Origin of the sequence: Polynucleobacter sp. AM-7D1 (assembly GCF_018688455.1) — a bacterium.
In the GTDB taxonomy this organism is placed as follows: Bacteria; Pseudomonadota; Gammaproteobacteria; order Burkholderiales; family Burkholderiaceae; genus Polynucleobacter.
This window is the reverse complement of record NZ_CP061319.1, coordinates 842,837-863,879: the sequence shown is the minus strand read 5'-3', so window position 1 is coordinate 863,879 and position 21,043 is coordinate 842,837. Positions and strand designations below refer to the sequence as shown.

At 45.4% G+C, this 21,043-nt stretch carries 22 protein-coding genes, 2 tRNA genes and 1 pseudogene; 8 read left to right on the top strand and 17 right to left on the bottom strand.

The window, feature by feature from the left end:
- Positions 1–7 precede the first annotated feature (7 nt).
- Entirely contained in the window at positions 8–934 is a 927-nt protein-coding gene (locus GQ359_RS04515; protein ID WP_215387748.1) for a thiamine phosphate synthase, read from the top strand.
- Positions 935–955: 21 nt separating this feature from the next.
- Here the strand turns inward: GQ359_RS04515 and thiD are convergent, their stop codons facing one another.
- On the bottom strand, positions 956–1,840 hold the full coding sequence (gene thiD, locus GQ359_RS04510; protein WP_215387747.1) for a bifunctional hydroxymethylpyrimidine kinase/phosphomethylpyrimidine kinase: 885 nt from the start codon (positions 1,838–1,840) through the stop codon (positions 956–958).
- Positions 1,841–1,861: 21 nt separating this feature from the next.
- On the opposite strand from thiD, the gene GQ359_RS04505 reads away from it, so the two are divergent.
- Positions 1,862–1,937, top strand: a tRNA-Asn gene (locus tag GQ359_RS04505).
- Between the two features lie 123 nt (positions 1,938–2,060).
- On the opposite strand, the gene GQ359_RS04500 is transcribed toward GQ359_RS04505, so the two are convergent.
- The 3 genes from GQ359_RS04500 to GQ359_RS04490 all read right to left on the bottom strand — a co-directional run bounded on the left by GQ359_RS04500 (position 2,061) and on the right by GQ359_RS04490 (position 5,072).
- The gene (locus tag GQ359_RS04500) at positions 2,061–3,854 is read right to left on the bottom strand and encodes an amidohydrolase (RefSeq protein ID WP_215387746.1); all 1,794 of its coding nucleotides are present in this window, start codon (positions 3,852–3,854) and stop codon (positions 2,061–2,063) included.
- A 412-nt stretch (positions 3,855–4,266) separates the two neighbouring features.
- Entirely contained in the window at positions 4,267–4,851 is a 585-nt protein-coding gene (locus GQ359_RS04495) for a hypothetical protein (RefSeq protein ID WP_215387745.1), read from the bottom strand.
- Positions 4,851–5,072, bottom strand: coding sequence for a hypothetical protein (locus GQ359_RS04490; protein ID WP_215387744.1), 222 nt, complete (start codon positions 5,070–5,072; stop codon positions 4,851–4,853). Before GQ359_RS04490 ends, GQ359_RS04495 begins: the two co-directional genes overlap by 1 nt.
- Here GQ359_RS04490 and GQ359_RS04485 point away from each other — a divergent pair.
- Genes GQ359_RS04485 through GQ359_RS04475 form a run of 3 tightly spaced genes read left to right on the top strand, consistent with a single transcriptional unit; the run spans position 5,071 to position 7,864 of the window.
- Positions 5,071–6,372, top strand: coding sequence for a U32 family peptidase (locus tag GQ359_RS04485; protein WP_215387743.1), 1,302 nt, complete (start codon positions 5,071–5,073; stop codon positions 6,370–6,372). The genes GQ359_RS04490 and GQ359_RS04485 overlap by 2 nt on opposite strands.
- Before the next feature lie 22 nt (positions 6,373–6,394).
- Positions 6,395–6,934 (top strand): hypothetical protein, encoded by a 540-nt coding sequence (locus tag GQ359_RS04480; protein WP_215387742.1) that lies wholly within the window; start codon positions 6,395–6,397, stop codon positions 6,932–6,934.
- A gap of 21 nt (positions 6,935–6,955) precedes the next feature.
- The gene (locus GQ359_RS04475; RefSeq protein ID WP_215387741.1) at positions 6,956–7,864 is read left to right on the top strand and encodes a transporter; all 909 of its coding nucleotides are present in this window, start codon (positions 6,956–6,958) and stop codon (positions 7,862–7,864) included.
- A gap of 2 nt (positions 7,865–7,866) precedes the next feature.
- On the opposite strand, the gene GQ359_RS04470 is transcribed toward GQ359_RS04475, so the two are convergent.
- Both GQ359_RS04470 and GQ359_RS04465 read right to left on the bottom strand, forming a co-directional pair.
- On the bottom strand, positions 7,867–9,534 hold the full coding sequence (locus GQ359_RS04470; RefSeq protein ID WP_215387740.1) for an AMP-binding protein: 1,668 nt from the start codon (positions 9,532–9,534) through the stop codon (positions 7,867–7,869).
- 28 nt (positions 9,535–9,562) lie between these two features.
- Entirely contained in the window at positions 9,563–10,126 is a 564-nt protein-coding gene (locus GQ359_RS04465; RefSeq protein WP_215387739.1) for a 5'-methylthioadenosine nucleosidase, read from the bottom strand.
- Between the two features lie 11 nt (positions 10,127–10,137).
- On the opposite strand from GQ359_RS04465, the gene GQ359_RS04460 reads away from it, so the two are divergent.
- Entirely contained in the window at positions 10,138–10,656 is a 519-nt protein-coding gene (locus tag GQ359_RS04460; protein WP_215387738.1) for an adenine phosphoribosyltransferase, read from the top strand.
- A gap of 5 nt (positions 10,657–10,661) precedes the next feature.
- Here GQ359_RS04460 and GQ359_RS04455 read toward each other — a convergent pair whose 3' ends face one another.
- The 5 genes from GQ359_RS04455 to GQ359_RS04435 form a co-directional block, all read right to left on the bottom strand.
- Positions 10,662–10,943: a YqjK-like family protein gene (locus tag GQ359_RS04455; protein ID WP_215387737.1), complete on the bottom strand. Its 282-nt coding sequence runs from the start codon at positions 10,941–10,943 to the stop codon at positions 10,662–10,664.
- Positions 10,940–11,311 (bottom strand): phage holin family protein, encoded by a 372-nt coding sequence (locus GQ359_RS04450; RefSeq protein WP_215387736.1) that lies wholly within the window; start codon positions 11,309–11,311, stop codon positions 10,940–10,942. The genes GQ359_RS04455 and GQ359_RS04450 overlap by 4 nt, the downstream gene beginning before the upstream one ends.
- Before the next feature lie 6 nt (positions 11,312–11,317).
- On the bottom strand, positions 11,318–11,653 hold the full coding sequence (locus tag GQ359_RS04445) for a YqjD family protein (protein ID WP_215387735.1): 336 nt from the start codon (positions 11,651–11,653) through the stop codon (positions 11,318–11,320).
- A 65-nt stretch (positions 11,654–11,718) separates the two neighbouring features.
- Positions 11,719–12,159: a Smr/MutS family protein gene (locus GQ359_RS04440; RefSeq protein WP_215387734.1), complete on the bottom strand. Its 441-nt coding sequence runs from the start codon at positions 12,157–12,159 to the stop codon at positions 11,719–11,721.
- Between the two features lie 43 nt (positions 12,160–12,202).
- Positions 12,203–12,499, bottom strand: a complete 297-nt coding sequence (locus tag GQ359_RS04435) for a hypothetical protein (RefSeq protein WP_215303537.1) — start codon at positions 12,497–12,499, stop codon at positions 12,203–12,205.
- Positions 12,500–12,846: 347 nt separating this feature from the next.
- Here GQ359_RS04435 and GQ359_RS04430 point away from each other — a divergent pair, with 347 nt between their 5' ends.
- Positions 12,847–14,148, top strand: coding sequence for an amidase (locus GQ359_RS04430; protein ID WP_215387733.1), 1,302 nt, complete (start codon positions 12,847–12,849; stop codon positions 14,146–14,148).
- 72 nt (positions 14,149–14,220) lie between these two features.
- On the opposite strand, the gene GQ359_RS04425 is transcribed toward GQ359_RS04430, so the two are convergent.
- The 6 genes and pseudogenes from GQ359_RS04425 to cysS all read right to left on the bottom strand — a co-directional run bounded on the left by GQ359_RS04425 (position 14,221) and on the right by cysS (position 20,109).
- Positions 14,221–14,315, bottom strand: a tRNA-Ser gene (locus GQ359_RS04425).
- Between the two features lie 79 nt (positions 14,316–14,394).
- Positions 14,395–15,645 carry an aspartate kinase gene (locus GQ359_RS04420; RefSeq protein WP_215387732.1) on the bottom strand — a complete coding sequence of 417 codons (1,251 nt, stop codon included), beginning with the start codon at positions 15,643–15,645 and terminating at the stop codon, positions 14,395–14,397.
- An 84-nt stretch (positions 15,646–15,729) separates the two neighbouring features.
- The gene (tilS, locus tag GQ359_RS04415) at positions 15,730–17,055 is read right to left on the bottom strand and encodes a tRNA lysidine(34) synthetase TilS (RefSeq protein ID WP_215387731.1); all 1,326 of its coding nucleotides are present in this window, start codon (positions 17,053–17,055) and stop codon (positions 15,730–15,732) included.
- The gene (locus tag GQ359_RS04410; RefSeq protein WP_215303517.1) at positions 17,021–17,992 is read right to left on the bottom strand and encodes an acetyl-CoA carboxylase carboxyltransferase subunit alpha; all 972 of its coding nucleotides are present in this window, start codon (positions 17,990–17,992) and stop codon (positions 17,021–17,023) included. Before GQ359_RS04410 ends, tilS begins: the two co-directional genes overlap by 35 nt.
- 9 nt (positions 17,993–18,001) lie before the next feature.
- Positions 18,002–18,628 (bottom strand): annotated as a pseudogene (locus GQ359_RS04405) (DNA-3-methyladenine glycosylase); the annotation flags it as partial.
- Positions 18,629–18,687: 59 nt separating this feature from the next.
- Complete coding sequence (gene cysS, locus GQ359_RS04400) at positions 18,688–20,109, bottom strand: cysteine--tRNA ligase (RefSeq protein ID WP_215387729.1); 1,422 nt, start codon at positions 20,107–20,109, stop codon at positions 18,688–18,690.
- An 87-nt stretch (positions 20,110–20,196) separates the two neighbouring features.
- On the opposite strand from cysS, the gene GQ359_RS04395 reads away from it, so the two are divergent.
- Positions 20,197–21,015 carry a lipopolysaccharide assembly protein LapB gene (locus tag GQ359_RS04395; protein WP_251367932.1) on the top strand — a complete coding sequence of 273 codons (819 nt, stop codon included), beginning with the start codon at positions 20,197–20,199 and terminating at the stop codon, positions 21,013–21,015.
- Positions 21,016–21,043 lie beyond the last annotated feature (28 nt).

The window sequence follows — 21,043 nt, the reverse complement described above, 5'->3', positions numbered from 1 at the left end:
AAAACTAATGAGTCTAGTTCGCGACCTTGCGGATCAAATTGTTGCAGCCCATATCAAGGATGATTTGTGTTTGCCCATTCCGGCATACAGCTTGTCATCACCTCCACCAAAAATTGATAATGAACAGGCGGCCGATCATTACGAGTTAGCGGGTACAGTTGCCGCAATTGACATGGGCTTCATTGAATGTGATGCCAAGGCCTTAGGCAAAGCCTGGTCGCGCATGGTTCATCAAGATGGTAATTTCAATCCCCTTAAGTGGCCATCCAGACCAGAACATTTCGATCTGTTGCCTTGGACTCGGAATATGAATCCCAAGGCCTTTGCAGAATGTCCAAAGCGTTTAGGTTTGTATGCTGTCATGCCTGATGCCAATTGGGTAAAACGGATGGTTGAGGCTGAGGTGCCAACCGTACAACTTCGGCTTAAGTCCGAAGACAAAAAACTGATTAAAAAACAAATTAAGGAATCAGTTGAATCGGTTAAAGGTAGCAGAACTTTACTTTTTATTAACGACTACTGGCAAGAGGCGATTGAGGCTGGTGCCTACGGTATTCATCTAGGCCAAGAAGATTTAGAAACGGCAGATTTTGATGCCATTCGGTCTGCAGGACTCCGCTTGGGTCTTAGTACGCACGGCTATGCCGAGATGATTTATGCCGATCGCTTCTGCCCAAGCTATATCGCTATGGGTGCAGTCTTCCCAACCAATCTTAAAAAGATGGCTACAGCACCCCAAGGCTTAGGACGTTTATATAAATATGCTCAATTGATGAATCACTATCCGCTTGTCGCTATTGGCGGCATTGATGAGGGAAGTATTCATGCGGTTGCACAGAGCGGTGTGGGCTCTGTTGCAGTTGTCAGAGCAATTAATGGTGCAAGTGATCCCAAGGCTGCAGTGAAACGATTACAAGAGTTAATGAAAACCTAAGGCATTAAACCCAGGCTTAAATTAATACTTACCCTCTTCATCCGGCAATGCAGTTTTATAGAAATCGTGCATGTGCCACAGAGGGCCAGGCCCCTCACCAATACTTAAGAAACGCCCTGCCTCGAGCCCTGCTTCAACGTAAGAAATTGCCTTTGCTACAGAATGTGGCAAGTCATGACCATCTGCTAAATAAGTTGCAATAGCAGAGGCTAATGAGCAGCCGGTGCCATGGGTATTAGCCGTATTAACGCGATAGTGTTTGAACTCTTTTGACTGAACCACTTCAAGACCATCTTCAATCGTTCGCCACATCAGAAAATCAGTCAATTGAGTATGGGATTTATCGAGGTGACCACCCTTAATCAAAACTGCTTGTGGACCCATCTCAAGCAACTCTTCAGCCGCCAATTGAAAATCTGCCGCACCAGTAAGCTCTCGCCCTAAAAGTAGGCCGGCTTCCTCGAGATTAGGCGTAATTAATGTTGCCATTGGGAATAAATCCATAATCATGGCTTGGGCAGTATCGTCACCACCCAGACTAGCGCCGGATGTGGCTCTTAATACTGGATCCAAGACAATTCTTTTAGCTCCATGGCGCTTGAGGGCTGATGCCACAGTATGAACAATTTCTGGGCTAGCCAACATGCCAATTTTGACGATGTCCACCCCGATATCCATGAATACCGCATCGATCTGAGCCTCCACCACATCAAGGTCCATATCCTGAATGCGGCTCACCTCCAAAGTGTTCTGGGCAGTGATAGCGGTGATGACTGTCATCCCATATCCGCCAAGGGCTGTAATGACTTTGAGATCCGCCTGGATGCCCGCGCCACCGCCGCTATCGGACCCGGCAATGGTCAATACTTTGGGTATCTGTATAGAAGTTGGGGTGAGTGATTTCATCTTGCTATAATATCGGCTTATTCCTCGATAGCTCAGTTGGTAGAGCGCCGGACTGTTAATCCGTAGGTCCCTGGTTCGAGCCCAGGTCGAGGAGCCAGATACAAGAAAACCACCTTTTAGGTGGTTTTTTCTTTTGCTCAAAATCGACCAAATCAATTGCTTAAGAAAAACCAACCCGAAGGTTGGCTTTTTAGTGAAGCAACCAACTAAGGCAGCTTCTTTACTGTAGTGGTCTGGGTTGCTTAGTTTCAGATACAGGAATAACTCTTCCACCCAAAACTGTAGCAACTACTGGAATGTCTTTGATCTTGATTGAAGGCACAGTTTGCGGATCATCACCTAATACCGCAAAGTCAGCATACTTACCTGGCTCAATTGTTCCTACTTTATCTTCAACGCCCACCGTGTAAGCCGCATTGATCGTAATCATTTTCATGGCATCTGCAACTGAAACAGCCTCTGCAGGGGCCCATTTTTTATTGCCAGTTTCTATATTCAAACGATTTACTACAGCCCAAACCATGGTCAAAGGCAAAGGCGGCGCCACTGGATTATCTGAGTGCAGAGAAACTACGATGCCCTCTTTGTTTAAATAACCTACACGCGTTGCAGAAGAAATGCGATCAACACCAACGTCTTTACCTTGAATAGCAGCACGAGTATAGAAATAGGCCGGATTCACACTTGCAACAGCGCCTAATGTTTTCATCTTCATGACCATCGCTGTTGTAGGCAATCCAAAATGTTGCAAAGTAAAGCGGTGATCAAAGCGTGGCTTACTATTTTGAAGTAGTTGCAATGCATTTAAGGTGTTTTGATTACCACCTGTACCGTTGCTATGCACGTGAAGTTGCATATTAGCATCCCACCAAGGTTTCATATCATTGTATAAACCCTGGGGCGAGGTATAAAAACTGACACCTTGATGACCATCGACATAGCCGGGGCCCTCCACTTTCATGGTGTTCGCAAGATATGCATCATCACTCATAAACTTCACACCATGAAACATTAATCTATCAGTGTTTAATTTTTGAAGCTCTTTTACCTTCTCAATACTTTGATTACCGTACTTTTCAACAAAGTTCTGCGCCATCGCAACAGGCACAATACGCAGTGAGGTGGCTTTGGATGAGGTGATCGCTTTCATAGCCTCAGTCTCCAAATCAATATTGACCACACCAAAGGCCATATCACTTGTACTGGTAATACCATTTTGCTGCGCTAAATCATTTGAGTACAGCATTGCTTTGGGGATCTTTGCTGGTGAAATCATTTCTTTACCAGCAACACTTAAGATATATTCAGATGCATCCTTGCCCAAGAACTCTCCGTTAGGATTGCCACTCTTATCAAGACCCACGCCAATAATATTTTTTACGGCAGCGCGAGTAATTTTATATTTAGCAATTGCAGCAGAATTGAGAAACATATTGTGCTCTGAATTATCCCAAACAATAATTGGGCGAGTCGTTGAAACCTCATCCAATATCTGGCGGTCAGGCGCCTGCCCCATTGCAGCAATGTCATAACCAAAAGCAAGCAATAGTTCTGATGGGCCTTTCATTTGCGCAGAGTACTTCTTCAACTGCTCAACAGCTGCTTTTAAATTTCGAACTCCAGGGAATGCTGGTCCCCAAGGATTTGGCAGGGGTTGATAGGTTAAAGGCAAACTTGTTTGGGTTAAGCCACCTAATAGCGGATGGCCATGAGCCTCAACAAATCCTGGATATAAAACCTTGTCAGCAAATTGGCGATTGATTGCGGTTGGATACTTATCTGTCCAGGGCTTTAAATCATCTAGAGAGCCAACCGACAGAATTTTGCCATCGGACACTGCTACTGCAGTTGCAGTAGGCCAAGATGGGTCCATAGTCACGATCTTTTTTGCAACAAAAACTGTGATTTCTTTAGGTATCCCCATGGGAGGTGGCTCAAGCAATTGTGTCGCTTGCGATTGCGCGCTAAAGAGCCCAATAATGAGACTACTTAATAAATAATTTTTAGATTTCATTTCTTATCCTAGGAAAAAATAATCACTTCAAAAAAACTAACACTATTATTGCAAGAACACTGCAGCTAAATGGATAACTTCGGGCGATGAACCAGCCACAAAGGAGAGATTAGAATGCCATCTGATACATATGTATTTAAGTAGTGGATTTTGCAGATATCTCTGGTGAATCACTACGGAGTCATATCAACTATTGGACTCGCAACAACTACACTAGTTAGTTAATGCTCGGACATTTTTTCATAGCAACCTCAGATAGATGCGTATTAAAGGTAAAAATTTAACACTTATTTATGGCTGATTCTTGCTAATTCTTCTGGACTGAAATGCACCAGATATAGGCCTTGCCCAGTACAAAAAAACCACCTTTTAGGTGGTTTTTTCTTTTGCGACTTGAGTGAAATGGTTGAGCCTAGATCAACCCCTTCTTTTTTAGATTAGCGAGGCGGTTATTAAGGGTTTTGATGGTGAGCAGATTCAGCTTGTCGCCCTCAGACCAATTGCTGCCCTTCCATTCAATTCCTTCTGCTGTCACACTGGCAAATGGTTCTTTTCCTTCTTTTGCGTAACCCTCCAATATGGCAATGAGTGCCGGACGATCATCAGAACCTCCAGCATCTTTAATGGCATCTAAGATGGGTTTGGTAATCGTATCGCTGTATGTGACTTTAGAGTCTGGATGCTTGGCTGCTAAAGGCTCTTCAAAGATGTATTCATGCGGCCACTCAAACACATTTCTGGCTGAATTTTTTACTGACTCTGGACTTACTGCAGCACTTGCAGGATTTTTTGGGTCAGTTGGTAAATTGAGTTCCGTAATCCAGGCTTCGAATTCTGCAATACGGGCATAGCGTTTTTCTTCACTATCGCGCTTTTGCTCTTCTTGCGATAGCAATAAGGTAACCCAGGCCCAGGCGATGTCCTTAGGTATAGCAAACTCTTGCGCCAAAATGCCACTCGCTTTTTTTAGGATTGGCTTGGATGTGAGTTTTGTCATTACGTTCTTTCTGATTCTTTAATGAGCGCCTTCATTTCGGGTGGATAGCTCAAGGGGAAGGCTTCCCATTCATTTTTGCGCTGGCCACAGACCCCGTAGGATACTCTTGATGGTGGGTTATTTACTTGGAAATCGGAATAAACACATGTCTGGCAGCTTGCTGGGCTTGCCATTGCAGCAAATCCACCAAGAATGCCTGTATTCACTAAAATAGCCCCCATGACTAAGATCCCTGAACTTCTAGCTCCTGCCGGCAGCCTTTCCATGCTGCGTACCGCCTTTGACTTTGGTGCTGACGCCATTTATGCCGGACAGCCACGTTATTCACTCCGAGTACGTAATAACGACTTCGGAAAAATGGAGACACTCAAAGAAGGTATTGATACCGCGCATGCTTTAGGTAAAAAGTTTTATCTAGTCTCTAACCTACTTCCTCATGGCGGCAAGACGCGCACCTACATTAAAGACATGGATCCTGTAGTTGCATTGAAACCTGATGCCATGATCATGTCGGATCCCGGTCTGATCATGATGGCTAGAGAAGCTTGGCCAGATATGCCGATTCATTTATCAGTTCAAGCTAACACTGTAAATGGAGCCTCTGCGAAGTTCTGGCGCTCTGTTGGTATTAGTCGCGTCATTCTGTCGCGTGAACTTTCTTTTGATGAAATCGAAGAAGTGCGTCAAGACTGTCCAGAAATGGAATTGGAAGTATTTGTTCATGGCGCTTTATGCATTGCCTACTCAGGTCGCTGCTTGCTATCTGGCTATATGTCACATCGCGACTCTAACCAAGGTGCTTGTACCAATGCCTGTCGCTGGGATTACAAAGTCAAGCCAGGCCAACAAAATACCAGCGGAGATGTAGTCCTACTTCAAGAGGCGCGTCGTCCAGATGATTTGATGCCCATGGAAGAAGATGAGCATGGCACCTACATCATGAACTCAAAAGATTTACGTGCGATTGAGCACATTGAACGACTAACCAAAATGGGTGTGGACTCCTTCAAGATTGAGGGTCGCACCAAGTCACCTTATTATGTTTCTCGTACTTGCCAGGCTTACCGTACTGCGATTGATGATGCCGTAGCTGGTCGCCCCATGAATATGTCTCTGATTGGTAATCTAGAGGGTCTTGCAAATCGTGGCTATACAGATGGTTTTTATGAGCGTCACCACGACAAAGAATATCAACTCTATATGCGCGGTCACTCCCTCTCCGGCAGAAGCCTCTATGTTGGCGAAACTTTAGAAATTGATGAATCCTCTGGTCGCGTCAAGGTGGATGTAAAAAATCGCTTTTCAATCGGCGATAAATTAGAAATCATTGAGCCCGAGGGCAACCAAGACATGGTGCTAGATGCCATGTGGAATCTCAAAGGTGAACCTATTGATGTTGCGCCTGGCTCAGGTCACTTTGTTTGGATTCAATTACCACTCAAGAGTAAACACGCATTTATTGCTCGCTATACCCAAGAACCCGCCCCTGTTGAGGCTGGCGGCTCTTGCAGTAACTGCTAATCCAATTTCTAAGAAAGTTTTCATGAACGGAACATCACCAAATTCAGCTCCCACGCATACCTTTAAACAAAAAGCAAAGGAAGAATTTGTAAAGGCATTTCAGTTGACCGTTTACTTCGGTACTTGGTTTTGTGCGATTGCTTTTTTAGGGGCTGCCTCGCTAGATGAAAGCCCTATTCCTCTATCCATCTTTGGCTTTGCCCTATTCAAAGCAGCCATATGTGCTAAGTTCATGTTGCTAGCTCAGGTTGCCTTTCCAATCAAAGTGAACAAAACGGATGGCATCGTTGGCTCACTTTTTTTAGAGTCCGTGATTTATCTACTGGTTGTTTTGGGATTAAATTATTTAGAGGCTGGCGTTCACGGATTGATTCATGGAAAAGCATTCCTTGCTTCCATGGCTGAATTTGGCCAATCAAATCCATTGCGGGTAGTAGCGATGTCAATTGTGTATTGGTTAATTGTCTGGCCGTATCTTCTATTGACTGGCATGAGCTTAATGCTTGGAAGTCCTGCCACCTTAGAAATCTTATTTGGCAATAAACAAAAAACAAGTAAATAAGACTTCGGTCTGAAATTCTTGATGCTCAATTCAGCCTTCCCTCTTCAAGGTAGAAGTGGCTGGATATTGTCTGGCCTTGTAGCAGCATTCATTTCGCTATTGCCTGGCTTACCTCAGGCGCAAGAAATCGAGGCACGCACTTATTCCAATGCACCAGTAGGCATTAACTTCATCAGCGCTGGAGTTGCTCAAGCAAAAGCAGGAAATTACACGCTCACTAGTGAGGTCATGGGTCTCACCCATATTTTTGATGCCGGCGGTCAATCCGGAAAAATCACCCTTGTTTTTCCTTATGGTCAACTGAGTGGATCAAGCAGTATTGGCGGTCGAACAGTGAATGCCAGCACGGAAGGTCTATCTGACCCGCTGATTAAGGCTGCGATTAATCTCTATGGCGCCCCGGCATTAAATCTTGATCAATTTAAAGGCTATCAGCAAGATCTTATTGTAGGCGTGAGTCTTGCGGCATCTGTACCATGGGGTAAGTACAACGACAATCAACTGATTAATGTAGGTGCCAATCGCTGGTTTATCCAGCCAGGTCTTGGCGTATCGAAGGCACTTGGCCCATGGAGATTAGAGTTAGCTGGTGCCGGAATTTTTTACACCAGCAATACCGACTTTATGGGCGGGAACTCGCTATCCCAAAACCCAGTCTACTCAACTCAGACTCACGCGATCTATTACTTTCAGAATACGGCCTGGATCTCTGTAGATGCAACCTACTTCACTGGTGGGCAATCCTATCTAAACGGAAATCCGATTAACGGGAACCAAGAAAACTGGCGCTTTGGCACTACGATGTCCTATCCAGTCAATAGACATAACTCTATCCGACTATCAGCGAGTACTGGCGCGTACTCCAGGACAAATAATAGCTACGACCTATATGGTATTTCTTGGCAATACCGCTTTGGTGGCGGTTTGTAACTTTATAAGTCTCGCAAGTGACGACGAAGAATCTTGCCTACATTCGACTTTGGCATTTCATCAATAAACGCAATTTTTCTAGGGCGTTTATAACTCGTCATTTGCTCTTTGCAATACTGAATGACTTGAGCCTCAGTGAGATCAGGTTTATCTTTAACAATATAGGCCTTCACAATCTCACCAAGCTTGCGGTGTGGAACTCCAATGACCGCACATTCTCTTACGCCCGGCATTAATGAAATCACCTCTTCGACTTCATTCGGAAATACTTTAAAGCCGGCAACAACGATCATATCTTTCTTGCGATCTACAATTTGCACATAACCCTCTGGGCTCATGATGCCAATATCGCCAGACTTGAAAAAACCCTCTGGGGTAATAAATTGCACCGTCTCTTCGGGCCTATTCCAGTAACCCGCCATCACTTGCGGACCTTTAATACAGATCTCTCCAGGCGTGCCAAAAGGAACTTCTTTTCCGTCGTCATCCAATATCAATACATCTGTGCTTGGTACTGGCATACCAATCGAGCCAGTAAATTCTTTCACAAAAGGTGTGTTGACGCACACCACTGGTGAAGTTTCCGAAAGGCCATAACCCTGAGCAATCGGTACCCCCATCATTTTTTGCCAGAGTTCGGCAGTTTTTCTTAGAACTGCCATACCGCCGCCAATAGTGACTAAGAGATTGGGCAACTTCACTTTACTAAATTCAGGGCGATGGATCAGCGCATGAAATAATGTATTAACACCTGGAAAAATATTAATGTCTGGGTGCTTCATCAGCAGCTTAATAAAGCCAGTGATGTCACGAGGGTTTGCCACTAACAATAATTTGGCACCCTTGCGCATGCCAAGCAGGCCACAGGCAGTCAAAGCAAAAATATGAGTCATTGGTAGTGCGCATAAAAAAACAAGCTGCTGATGTCGATCCTTCAAGGCAGGCTCAAGCCAAGACTCGATCTGAATGATATTGGCTAGGATATTTCGGTGCAACAAAACAGCACCTTTAGAAACTCCCGTGGTGCCACCGGTGTATTGCAAAAATGCAATACTGTCTTGCCTTAGATGTGGCCTAGTAAAACCATGGCCGGCGCCTATCTTAAGGGCCTGATTAAACTTAACGCAAGGAAAGCTCCAATGCGGAATGAGCTTCTTAACATGCCGAGCAATCAAGTTAATGATGACGCCTTTGGGACCTAAGGTTTCACCGAGGCTACTCACAATCACCTTCTTCACAAGCCCTTGATCGGCAATCTCTTGATACACATGGGCAAAGTTTTCTAGCATTACCAAAATGGCTGCACCGCTATCTTGTAATTGATGCTCCAACTCTCTGGCCGTATAGAGCGGGTTAATATTGACCACCACAAATCCAGCACGTAAGGTACCCAACATCGCAATCAAGTATTGCGGGACATTAGGAAACATGACGCCGATTCGCGATCCTGGTTCTAGACTTAAGGTCTGCAAATAGGCAGCAAAATCTTTTGACAGAATATCCAGCTGACGGTAACTGATTTTATGACCCATCGACTCTATTGCAATTCGATCGGGGTAGCTTGCAAACGATTCCTCTAAGAAATCAACAATCGATGCGTGTCCAGCCACATCAATCTCATGAGGAACTCCCTCGAGATAATTTTTTAGCCAAGGAAACTTTGGATTCATCAGAAACTCTTGGTTTTATCTGAATGCTCTATGCACTTAATAGATCATGGAGCTTGCTTACATACAGCTCTTGGCCATGATTGACCCGATGCTTCCACTCATTTCCGGAGTCTGAATTAGCATCATCAGTCACATACTTAAAGGATTGCCACGGGATATTAAATTGATAGGCAATGCTAGCAATTGCAAATAGCTCCATATCAACAACATCTACACCCTGCTCTTTCAGCCAAGGGTCATGGGCCGTTACAAAACTGTCTCCCGTACCACAGACATGATCACCATTCAAAGAGAGATACTCAATGGGTTTTGGGCAAAAAGGGGTTTGACCCCTGGGCGCTAATGGCACAGTCATCATGTCACGTTGTATCACCTTCCCTATCTCGAGCAAACCAGCAAGAGATGGATTAATTTTCCCAACAGTACCAAAGTTAATAATCTGTTTTGGCTCAAATTGATGTATAGCTTGCAGGGTAGCTGCAGTAGCATTAATCTTGCCAACCCCTGAATACACAATACCCACTCCCGGCGGCAAGGCAGCTTGATTGAGTTCGGACTCTAATGCGGTAATAATGAGCAATTGTGTTTTCATATCAGCCAAAAATGAATTTACTAGATTATCTACCCGGAGTCCCTGACTTCCCAAAACCAGGGATTCTCTTTCGGGATATTTCACCCCTACTTGCAAATAACGCCGCATTTAAGGAGGCTGTACTGCAACTAGAGACCCTAGCCAAGCAGTTTGACTATAGCCATATTCTGGGGATTGAGTCTCGCGGCTTTATTTTTGGCTCCGCCCTAGCCCACCATGCCCATAAAGGATTTGCACTTGCTAGAAAGCCCAATAAGCTGCCATTAGCAAGTCATCGGGAGTCCTACGGACTTGAATATGGATCAGACTCCTTGGAGCTTCAACAGTCAACCTTACCTGCGGGTTCTCGAGTATTAATTGTTGATGATGTTTTAGCAACTGGTGGCACCATTATTGCCGCTAGTAAGCTACTCAAGAAGGCGGGGTTTGAAGTAGCTGGTGCCCTGACTTTTTTAGAGATTGATGGCCTCAAAGGCGGTGAAATTCTGATAAAAAATGGAATTTCAAATAAGACCGTACTGATTGCCTAAAAACTTTAAATCAGACTCTTAGCGCTCTTGAGCAATTTCATAGCGCCCCAACCAACAGCCAGCACTTTGCTAGCTAGCTTAGGTCGATAGTGAGCCAGAACGGCAAATGCACTGGTCCAAAGTAATGGACTACTCTTCAGAAAATGAAAAGCATCTATACCCTTATCAGCCCAAGATAGTGGCTTTTCAATAGGCTCAAAATATTGGGCAAAATCCGCAAGCTCTTGTGCAGCACGCTCTTGGAGCACTTTTTGCCTAGCTTCCAGCTCCAACAATTTTTGACTCATCGCTTCGTAAGTTCCTGACGATCCTTAGCCAACTCCGCAATAGTTGCTTCGAACAACTTAGGCATTGTTTTAAGGGAGCGTAAAACTACCAGGGCCAAAATGCAACCTGTAGCCAAAAATCCAGCAGTAAGCAAACTTAGTGCAAAGATGCGATCCGCCTCCCAGCTATAAATCACAATAAGAAGGGCTAGCATTACCAAGCCAAAGAATAAGAAAAATAAAGTGAAGATGATCATCACTAGCAGACTCAGGAACTTAGCGCGCGCAATCTGTACGTCTGTAGAAATTAACTCCAGACGGGTTTGGGCAATAGATGCCCCAGTGGAGACGAGATGCTTAAGAGAGGATAAAAGATTTTCTTGTGACATGAGGACCTAGCGACGACGCATAAAGAGTCCAATTAAAAGACCGAGACCAGCGGCAACACCGACTGCCTCCCATGGATTTCGATGGACAAACTCATCAGCACGCTCCGCCACGACCTTAGCCTTTTCAGTTACCGTACCCTCGACAGAAGAGAGACTTTCTTTGGCATTATTAAGGGTATCCAAGGCTTTTGAACGAATTGCACTTAACGGACCATCTTCATGGCTTGCGGTTGCCATAATCAACTCATCAGCATCAGCCATGAGTGCTTTGAAGTCACCAATCAAATGTTCTGAACTGATTTGAGCTTCTTCATGTGTAGTGCTTGATTTTTTAGCTGTCATTACTGATCCTAGCTGATGGCAAATAAATAAATGATGGATCTATTCTAAGCAATTCCACGCAGGGATTACAGTAATAACACTGTCATTCCGGCATTACCTTCTTTGAAGTGCTTGAGATAAGCCTTTAATCCCGGCCTTCTTCTCAAAAGCGCATGGTAGGCCTCACTGCCAAACGCAGTTTGCTCACCAAAATGGTATTCATCCACCCGATCAGAGAAGTAGTTGTTATCCAGGGCATTATGAACAGCCCACTTGATCTTGCCACCCTCGCCACTGGCTCCATATCCATGTATCAAGATCATTGCTTTAATGCCCACCTCAGAAGCTCGGCGAAGTCCAATAGTTAATCGATCCAAGGCCTCTTCTGCGCTTGGACTATCGAACTTTAAATTCATTACCATCGTATCGCTATGCGGAATAGGAAGATCTTCGCTTCCACATTGACGACATTCTCCTAGCATCCCTCTGGGGTTGCCACATTCCGGACACTCAAATGAATGGATCATCCAATACCCTTAGCGGTAATTGAAGTAAGCCATTCGGAAAACATTAAGAGCAATACTTTGCTTCCAAAGCAGATGCTGAACTCGCTTGATCATCCACCATTCGGTTTAAGGTGATTTTGGCTGCATCCTTATTCTCTTGAACCTTCAGATTTGAATTAATGAGGCTAGATACATCTTTGCGGATTGAGGTATTTCCATAGCGCAAATCTTTCAATGTGGAAACTGCTTCAGCGGAAATTTTGCATTGCTGACTAAGCAATTCAGAAGAGTCAGATGAAGTATTTGCATATGCAAATGCAGCTATAGAAATTGAAACAACAGCTAATAGAGTTTTTTTCATCTTATTTCCTTAATTTGTGACCGCACGTTGGACAACAACCCAAATCTTTTGCTTTTGTTTTTCTTAAGGCGGCGTAGACGCTGGATTCTGAAATCTCCATCTTCCTAGCGGCTTGAGCTGCAGTCATCCCCTTCCCTATCCAATCTAAAGCCTGATGTGTTTTTGGTATCGATCTTCTCATTTCACCTCCTTCATTAATATTATACTACAGAAGTTGTGAAGTTGTGAAGTTTATTTAAATAATCAAGTTTGGATGCTCATTTCCAGAAAATGTGGCTGAAGAAACAGAATTGGATCGCTAGTGATACAGTGGCAATCAATGACAATTGACTGAACGAGACATCCCCATGAAACCAGCATTAGGACTAATAGAAGCTTGCAACTTGATCGCAAGTAAGCAGCTATCTGCAAATGACTACCTTAAGGAGTGTGTGGCCCGTGCGGATGAGCTGGAGCCGTCCATCAATGCCTTTACAGCTAGAGCATCCTTAGAAAAACTGATCCAAGAGGTTCATCCAGGCCCCCTCATGGGAATTCCAGTGGTTGTAAAAGACCTGATCGATACCAAAGACCTTGTCACTAGCTATGGATCGCCCATTTATAAAAACCACATTCCCGCCGAAGATGCCCAGATCGTTGCTCAAGTGCGTAAACTCGGTGGCGTCATCTTAGGAAAAACGGTCACCACCGAGTTTGCTTGGCGCACACCAGGAAAAACGAGTAACCCCTGGAATCTTGCCCATACCCCTGGTGGCTCCTCTAGCGGCTCTGCTGCAGCAGTAGCTAGCGGTATTGCACCATTGGGGCTGGGCTCCCAAACTGCCGGCTCTATCATTAGGCCGGCCACTTACTGTGGCGTGGTCGGCTATAAGGCTAGCTTTGGCACTGTACCGCGCCTTGGGGTACATCCAGTCTCAAGCTCCTTAGACCATGTTGGCTTTTTTACAAGATCTGTCGCTGATGCAGCATTTGCATTTAATCTCCTCAAAAATACCAGCATCACAGAGGAGGATGATCTTGTGATTGATGAAATAGTAATTAAGCCGATCTGCGAGATACTTCATCAACGTACACCACATATCGCAGTACTGAAGACCCCATTTGATGATTTATTAAGTGATGAGCAAAGCGCGGCAATGAAGGCAGCCTGTATATCGCTAGAGAAGTCTGGTGCCACCACAGAAGCTCTTGAACTCCCTGCCTATTACTGGGAGGGCATTGAAGCATTAGCGGTACTCATGTCTTGTGAAGCCGCTGTAGTGCACGAGCAACATCTTGCACAACACCCAGAACTAATTAGCGCTGACATTAAGGAATTAGTTCAGAAGGGCAATGCTTATAGCGCCCCTGATTACATTAAGGCAAAAAATCTACAGCAACGCCTCAAGAAATCTATCGGAGAAGTCTTTACTCTTTTTGATGCAATTTTGGCGCCAGCTGCTACCGGCGAAGCACCAAAAGGCTTGGAATTTACGGGAAATCCTATTTTCTGTTCTTTGTGGAGTTTGATAGGCACCCCCGCTATTGCTATACCTTTTACTAAATCACAAAATGGCTTGCCTCTTGGGGTGCAACTCATTGGCGATGTATTAGACGATCAAAAATTAATCAATATTGCTGCTTTTGCAGAAGACAGTTTTAGAAGGTAGCATTCTGATTCAATGGTAATCAGACCAGAAATAAATAAAGGGGCTTAGGAGCCCCTTTATTTATATAAACACTGGCGGAGACGAGAGGATTCGAACCTCCGATCAGAGTTTTAGCCCCGATGCTCCCTTAGCAGGGGAGTGCCTTCGACCAGCTCGGCCACGTCTCCGTATTGATACATTTACAACGCCCCACAGTTTAACTGATTCCTATACCTGCAGGGATTTGCAGCGGTTTAATGCCTATTCTTACTTCTGATCTAACTCAAAGGCCTTGTGGAGAGCGCGTACAGCCAACTCCATATATTTCTCATCAATAACAACTGAGATCTTGATTTCACTTGTAGAGATCATCAAGATGTTGATGCCCTCTTCTGATAATGTGCGGAACATTTTGCTGGCAACGCCAACATGGGAGCGCATACCAACACCAACCACGGATACTTTAGAAACCTTAGGGTCGCCTGAAATTTCTTTAGCTTCGATATGAGATTGGACATTGTTCTTTAGCAAGTCCAGAGCTTTTTGATAATCAGCACGAGGCACTGTAAAAGTGAAGTCTGTCTTACCTTCAAAGGATTGGTTCTGAATGATGATATCCACATCAATATTGGCATCCGCAATTGGACCCAAAATTTGATAAGCGATACCTGGGCGATCAGGAACGCCAAGAACGGTAATTTTTGCTTCATCACGCGCAAAGGCGATGCCGGAAATAACTGCGGCTTCCATAGTGCTGTCCTCTTCAAATGTAATCAAGGTGCCCGACTTCATTTCTTCAGCAAGGGGCATCAATGGATCTGTCAGCGATGACAGAACACGGGTTTTAACTTTGTACTTACCAGCAAACTCGACCGAACGAATTTGCAATACCTTTGAACCAAGACTTGCCATCTCGAGCATTTCTTCAAAAGTAATTTTGTCCAAGCGACGTGCATCTTCACAAACTCGTGGATCTGTCGTGTAGACGCCATCGACGTCGGTGTAAATCAAGCACTCATCTGCCTTCAGTGCAGCAGCCATGGCAACAGCTGAAGTGTCAGAGCCGCCACGACCTAAAGTGGTGATGTTGCCATCTGGATCAACGCCTTGGAAGCCAGTAACTACTACAGCACGTCCAGCATTAAGATCAGCAAGAATTTTCTTGTCATCAATGCTCTTGATGCGGGCTTTAGTAAATGATGAATCCGTGTGAACTGTTACTTGCCAACCAGCATAGCTGACTGCATCAACACCTTCACGCAGTAATGCCAAAGCCAATAAGCCAGAGCTAACCTGCTCACCTGTAGAAGCGATTTGATCAAGTTCACGGGGATTAGCATCAGGATTGATGTCCTTCGCCAAACCAAGCAAACGGTTTGTTTCGCCCGACATCGCTGAGGGCACTACGACTACCTGGTGGCCAGCACGCATCCACTTGGCAACGCGTTTAGCGACGTTCTGAATGCGCTCAACTGAGCCCATTGAGGTGCCACCATACTTATGAACGATAAGAGCCATAAATCCGTTGTATTGTCTGTTTAAAGGGAAATGCATTCCCTAGGGTCTAAAAGGGGCTTATTTTACAGGGTTTTATCCCCCCTGCTATAGCTTCTCAGTCCATGCAGGCAGCACTCGCTTACCAGTCGACACCAAATGTGGGTAGCTCTCCCCCACCCCAGCAACCGCTATCAGTTCATCATTGATATAAAGCAGTGGCGCCTGTCGCTCCCAAGGTGGGGTATCTGATTCTTGGAAAAGGTTCTTGAGGGTTTTTCGTGGGGTATTGGGCTTGATTTGGAGCTTTTCTGCCCCCTGACGAAGCCTTTCCTCAACAAGACCCTGATTTTGGGCTTCCTTGACCCAGTCAGCAGGCAAGCCAAGGGACTTGCTTCTAGCAGGCACATCACGAAATACCCACTGCCCGACTTTGCGATTTGCCACTTGTAAGAGGCCGCGCCATAAATAAATGCTCGCCTCATCATGCTGCCATGCCAAATTTGAATCTGTTTTTACCGCCATCAGATCTTTCCACCAAGACTCTAGACGCTCCTGGGATGGCATTACTAAATCATTTAGCTTGAGCCAGTAACGCATCAAATTATTTGCAGCCGCTTTATCTTCCTTCGCAAGAGGCAAGAGAGGGGCCAGCCTTAAGCGCTGAGCTTGAAGAATATTCTTACCATCCTGTCTAGCCAAGCGATCGAGCAGCAATTGAGACTGAGCAAGCAGGTCTGCACTGCGAGCTAAATTGGCAATCGCACCTGGCTGAATTTTCTCCAGCCTCGGAATGATGTCTTTCCGAATTGCATTTCGGCGATAGCGCGTATTTTGATTACTGGGATCTTCTACCCATTTGAGTTTGTGTTCTTTGGCGTAAGTCTCAAGCTCAGACTTACTGAGATTCAGTAGAGGTCGCCAGAGCGTAATAGACTGATTGTCTTTAGCATTGGCACGATTAAGTGGCATACCAGACAAACCAGATACACCAGAACCACGCAAGAGCTGCAAGAGGACGGTTTCGGCTTGATCGTTTTGGTGGTGGGCTAGTAGCAGATCTTCAATACCATGCTCAATACACAAGTCCGTTAAGGCATCGTAGCGCTCTGCCCTAGCCCGAGCCTCGATATTGCCCTGCGATTGATCTGCAAAATGCAATAAACGGAAATCAAAATGTACTCGGTATTTTTTGGCTAGCTTCTCGCAAAACTCCAGCCAATGATCGGCAGGCTTTTGCAAGCCATGGTGAATATGGAATACCCAAATCTCAGTTGAGTTATTAGGATCTGTTTGGACTGTCTTGCAAACGGCATCAAGCAAGACAACCGAATCAAGCCCACCACTTAAGGCAAGACCAATACGTTTGGCCGCTGTTGAAGCCGCCTGAAGAGTCGCCTTAGGACTTGGCTTCGATTTCCTTGAACTTGCCATAGCCCATCAAGCGTTCATGTCGACGCTCAAGAAGCGCATCCACTTTCATTCCATCGAAGGTTTTCAGTGACTCAGCCAAGGCTTTGCGCATGTTATTCATCATGGTCTCGTAATCACGATGCGCACCACCAGTTGGCTCGGCAACGATCTTGTCAATCAAGCCGATTGTCTTTAAACGTTGCGCCGTCAAACCTAATTGCTCAGCAGCCTCTGGTGCCTTGTCGGCAGTCTTCCAAAGAATAGATGCGCAGCCTTCGGGTGAAATCACAGAATAGGTTGAGTTCTGCAACATCAACACTACATCACCCATTGCAATCGCTAAAGCACCACCAGAACCACCTTCACCAATAATAGTAGCGATGATGGGCACTTCTAACTCAGCCTGAACATACAGGTTGTGACCAATCGCCTCGGACTGGTTACGCTCTTCTGCGTCGATCCCGGGGAATGCGCCTGGTGTATCGACAAAAGTAAATACAGGCAATTTAAATTTTTCAGCCAAGCGCATCACACGCTTTGCTTTGCGGTAACCCTCGGGGCGGCTCATACCAAAGTTACGCAAAGCGCGCTCTTTAGTATCGCGACCCTTCTGATGGCCAATCACTACGCATGGTTGATTCTCGAAGCGCGCTAAGCCGGTAATGATGGATTGATCATCTGCAAAATTGCGATCGCCATGAAGCTCATGAAAATCCGTAAATAAAGCGCCAACATAATCGAGGGTATAGGGACGCTGTGGATGACGCGCCACTTGTGAAACTTGCCAAGGACTGAGATTGGCATAAATATCTTTTGTCAGCTGCTGACTTTTTTCAGAAAGCGTTTTAATCTCATCAGAGATGTCTACCGATGATTCATCTTGCACAAATTGCAGCTCTTCAATCTTTGACTCTAGTTCAGCGATTGACTGCTCAAAATCCAGGAAAGTCGTTTTCATAGCTTGATTTTAATATTCAACGGGAATGGGGTCGAGACTTCTCCACATATACCAGGTTGCAACCGTGCGCCAAGGGGCCCAATTGGCAGCCACTTCGCGGGCCTCATGCCTGCTAACAGGCTCTCCACTGAAGTAATTGAGGGAAATGGCCTTAATTAGACCGACATCGTCTAAAGGGAGGATATTCGGTCTAACCATATTGAAAATAAGGAACATTTCAGCGGTCCAGCGCCCAATACCCCGAATTTCACATAACTCTTTGATGATGGCCTCATCTTCCATGCCTGTCCACTGATTGGCATGCAAACGGCCAGAATTGAAGTGCTCAGCTAAATCACGGATGTACTCGACCTTACGACCCGATAAACCAGCCGAACGTAATTCTTCAACACTTAAAGCAAGGATATTTTTAGGGTTAACTTTGTTTTTAGCGGCAAGCAAGACTTTATTCCAAACCGACTGAGCTGCTGCTACAGAAATTTGCTGACCAACAATCGATCTTGCCAATGTCGTAAATGCATCACCGCGAGTCCTCAAAAAAACTGAGCCATGCTTCGGAATCAATTTTTTTAGGATACGGTCTTGTTTAATCAACTCAGCACAAGCCTGCTCCCAATACTCCGGGGCTGATTCTTCAAAAATTTCTTGCTCTGCTGCTTTAGTCAAAATGCATTCTCAATCACGAATTGAATTACTTAATTTCTACGCCATTCAGTCAGGCCACCAGGTTTGTCCTCCAAGACTACACCCTGTTCCAATAAAGTTGTGCGAATCAAATCTGCCTTAGCAAAATCTTTGGCTTGCTTTGCCGCAACTCGTGCAGCGATCTGCTCTTCAATTGCAGCAGCAGATAAACCTACGTCACCACCACGAGATCCTTCTTGCAAAAATAGAGTTGGCTCTCGCTGCAAGAAGTTGAGGGTAGCAGCCAAGCCTTTGAGGGTGGAGGCTAGCTGCACCTTCTCATTACCCTGCGTACGATTGACTTCGCTTGCCAAATCAAATAGAGCTGCAATAGCCTCAGGAGTATTGAAGTCATCATTCATAGCATCAGTAAAACGCTTAGCCCATGGAGAATGGGGGTCTAGAGCCTGATTGCTTGCTGGCGCTTGAGCTAATGCCGTGTACAAACGAACTAAGCCTGAGCGTGCCTCTTCAAGCTGAGCATCGCTATAGTTAATAGGGCTACGATAGTGGGCACGCAACATAAAGAAACGCAAGACCTCAGGGTCGAAATTCTTCAGGACATCTCGAATCAAGAAAAAATTACCCAAGGACTTGGACATTTTTTCTTCATTCACACGAATGTGTCCGTTGTGCATCCAGTAATTTACAAAAGGTTGATCGCTAGCCTGATGATCTTGGCCATATAAAGCTCCCTCACTCTGAGCGATTTCGTTCTCATGATGAGGAAATTGCAAATCAGCACCACCACCATGAATATCAAAATGCTCACCTAGCAAATCGCAGGACATAGCAGAGCACTCAATATGCCATCCAGGACGACCTTCACCCCACGGTGATTTCCAGCGAGTATCCGCAGGCTCATCTGGTTTAGCGCTTTTCCATAAAACAAAATCCAAGGGATCCCGTTTGCCACCGCCAACTGCGACACGCTCACCCGCATTTAATTCATCTAAAGATTTACCGGAGAGACGACCGTACTCAGGAAATAAGCGAACAGCAAAATTGATATCGCCATCATCGCCTTGATAGGCCAATTCTTTTTCTATCAAACGCCCAATCATGCCCTGCATTTGGCTTATGTAATCTGTTGCGCGGGGCTCGTGATCTGGATGCATTAAGCCCAACTCATCCGAGTCGGCATGCATTGCATCAATAAAACGCTGGGTCAGCGCCGCAATGGGCTCACTATTCTCAATGGCGCGATTGATGATCTTGTCATCGATATCAGTGATATTGCGAACGTATACCACTTCGTAGCCACTAGCCCGCAACCAGCGCACCACCATATCAAACACAATCATCACCCGGGCATGCCCAATATGGCAAAAGTCATATACGGTCATTCCACAGACATACATCTTCACCTTACCCGGCTCGATGGGTACAAAGGCCTGTTTAGAGCGACTGAGGGTGTTATAGATTTGCAGCATAGGGGCTATAAAGGGGGGCAAGTAGCGCCAATTTGTTAGACTGAGCGCTGAGTATATCGAATGAGCCCGTTTTTCACCCCGCCCCCTATGCCAGTTAACCTTTTTTCACCACGTCCGGCCCAATTGGCTGGCTTGAGCACTATTTTTGCTTTTTTATTACTGGCTGGTTGCAGCACGCCAGGCCAACAACTGGCTGATGCTGAAATTAAGGCCCTTAATGCCGCCTCAGCCGGCGCCCCTCAAGGCACCCAAGCCCCCTATTTGGGCTCCTATGGCCCCAATGACCCACCAAGACTAGCCGGTAATGATGCTGGGTACGATCAATTTAATTCTGAGCTTTCAGACTCCGTAGCCGTTCCTTTTCTATCGTTTTTGATTATTGAGCCAGATCCAGTCACTAAAAATGGGGTTCCATCAGATGTTGAAAAATTGGTTAAAGCAAAAAAATACCCGGAAGCCATCGACCTCATTAACCAGCGTCTCAAGAAAACCCCAGGTAACGTGCAGTTACGTTATGTCAAAGCGCGCATGCAGATTGAAATGCGCCAGTGGGATCTAGCCAAGAAGACATTAATTGAAATTACCCAACAATTTCCAGAGTTGCCAGAGCCTTATAACAACCTAGCCGCACTGGCAGCGAACCAAGGCAATTGGATTGAGGCTAGGGATTACTTAGAGCTTGCTCTGAAATTACGCCCTAGCTATACCGTAGCCGCAGCCAACTTAGGTGAGGTCTACATTCGCCTTGCAGCACAGTCCTACGACAATGCAGCAAAAGATGCTGTTCTCAATCAGCGCCAATACAGCAATCGTGCAAAAGCACTCATGGAAATATTAAAGCCGCCCAAGAAAAGGGCTGCCCCAACAGCACCAGCAATCGCGCCGATATCACCTAGTTCGAACTAATTTTTATATTTTTTTATCTACTAACTCA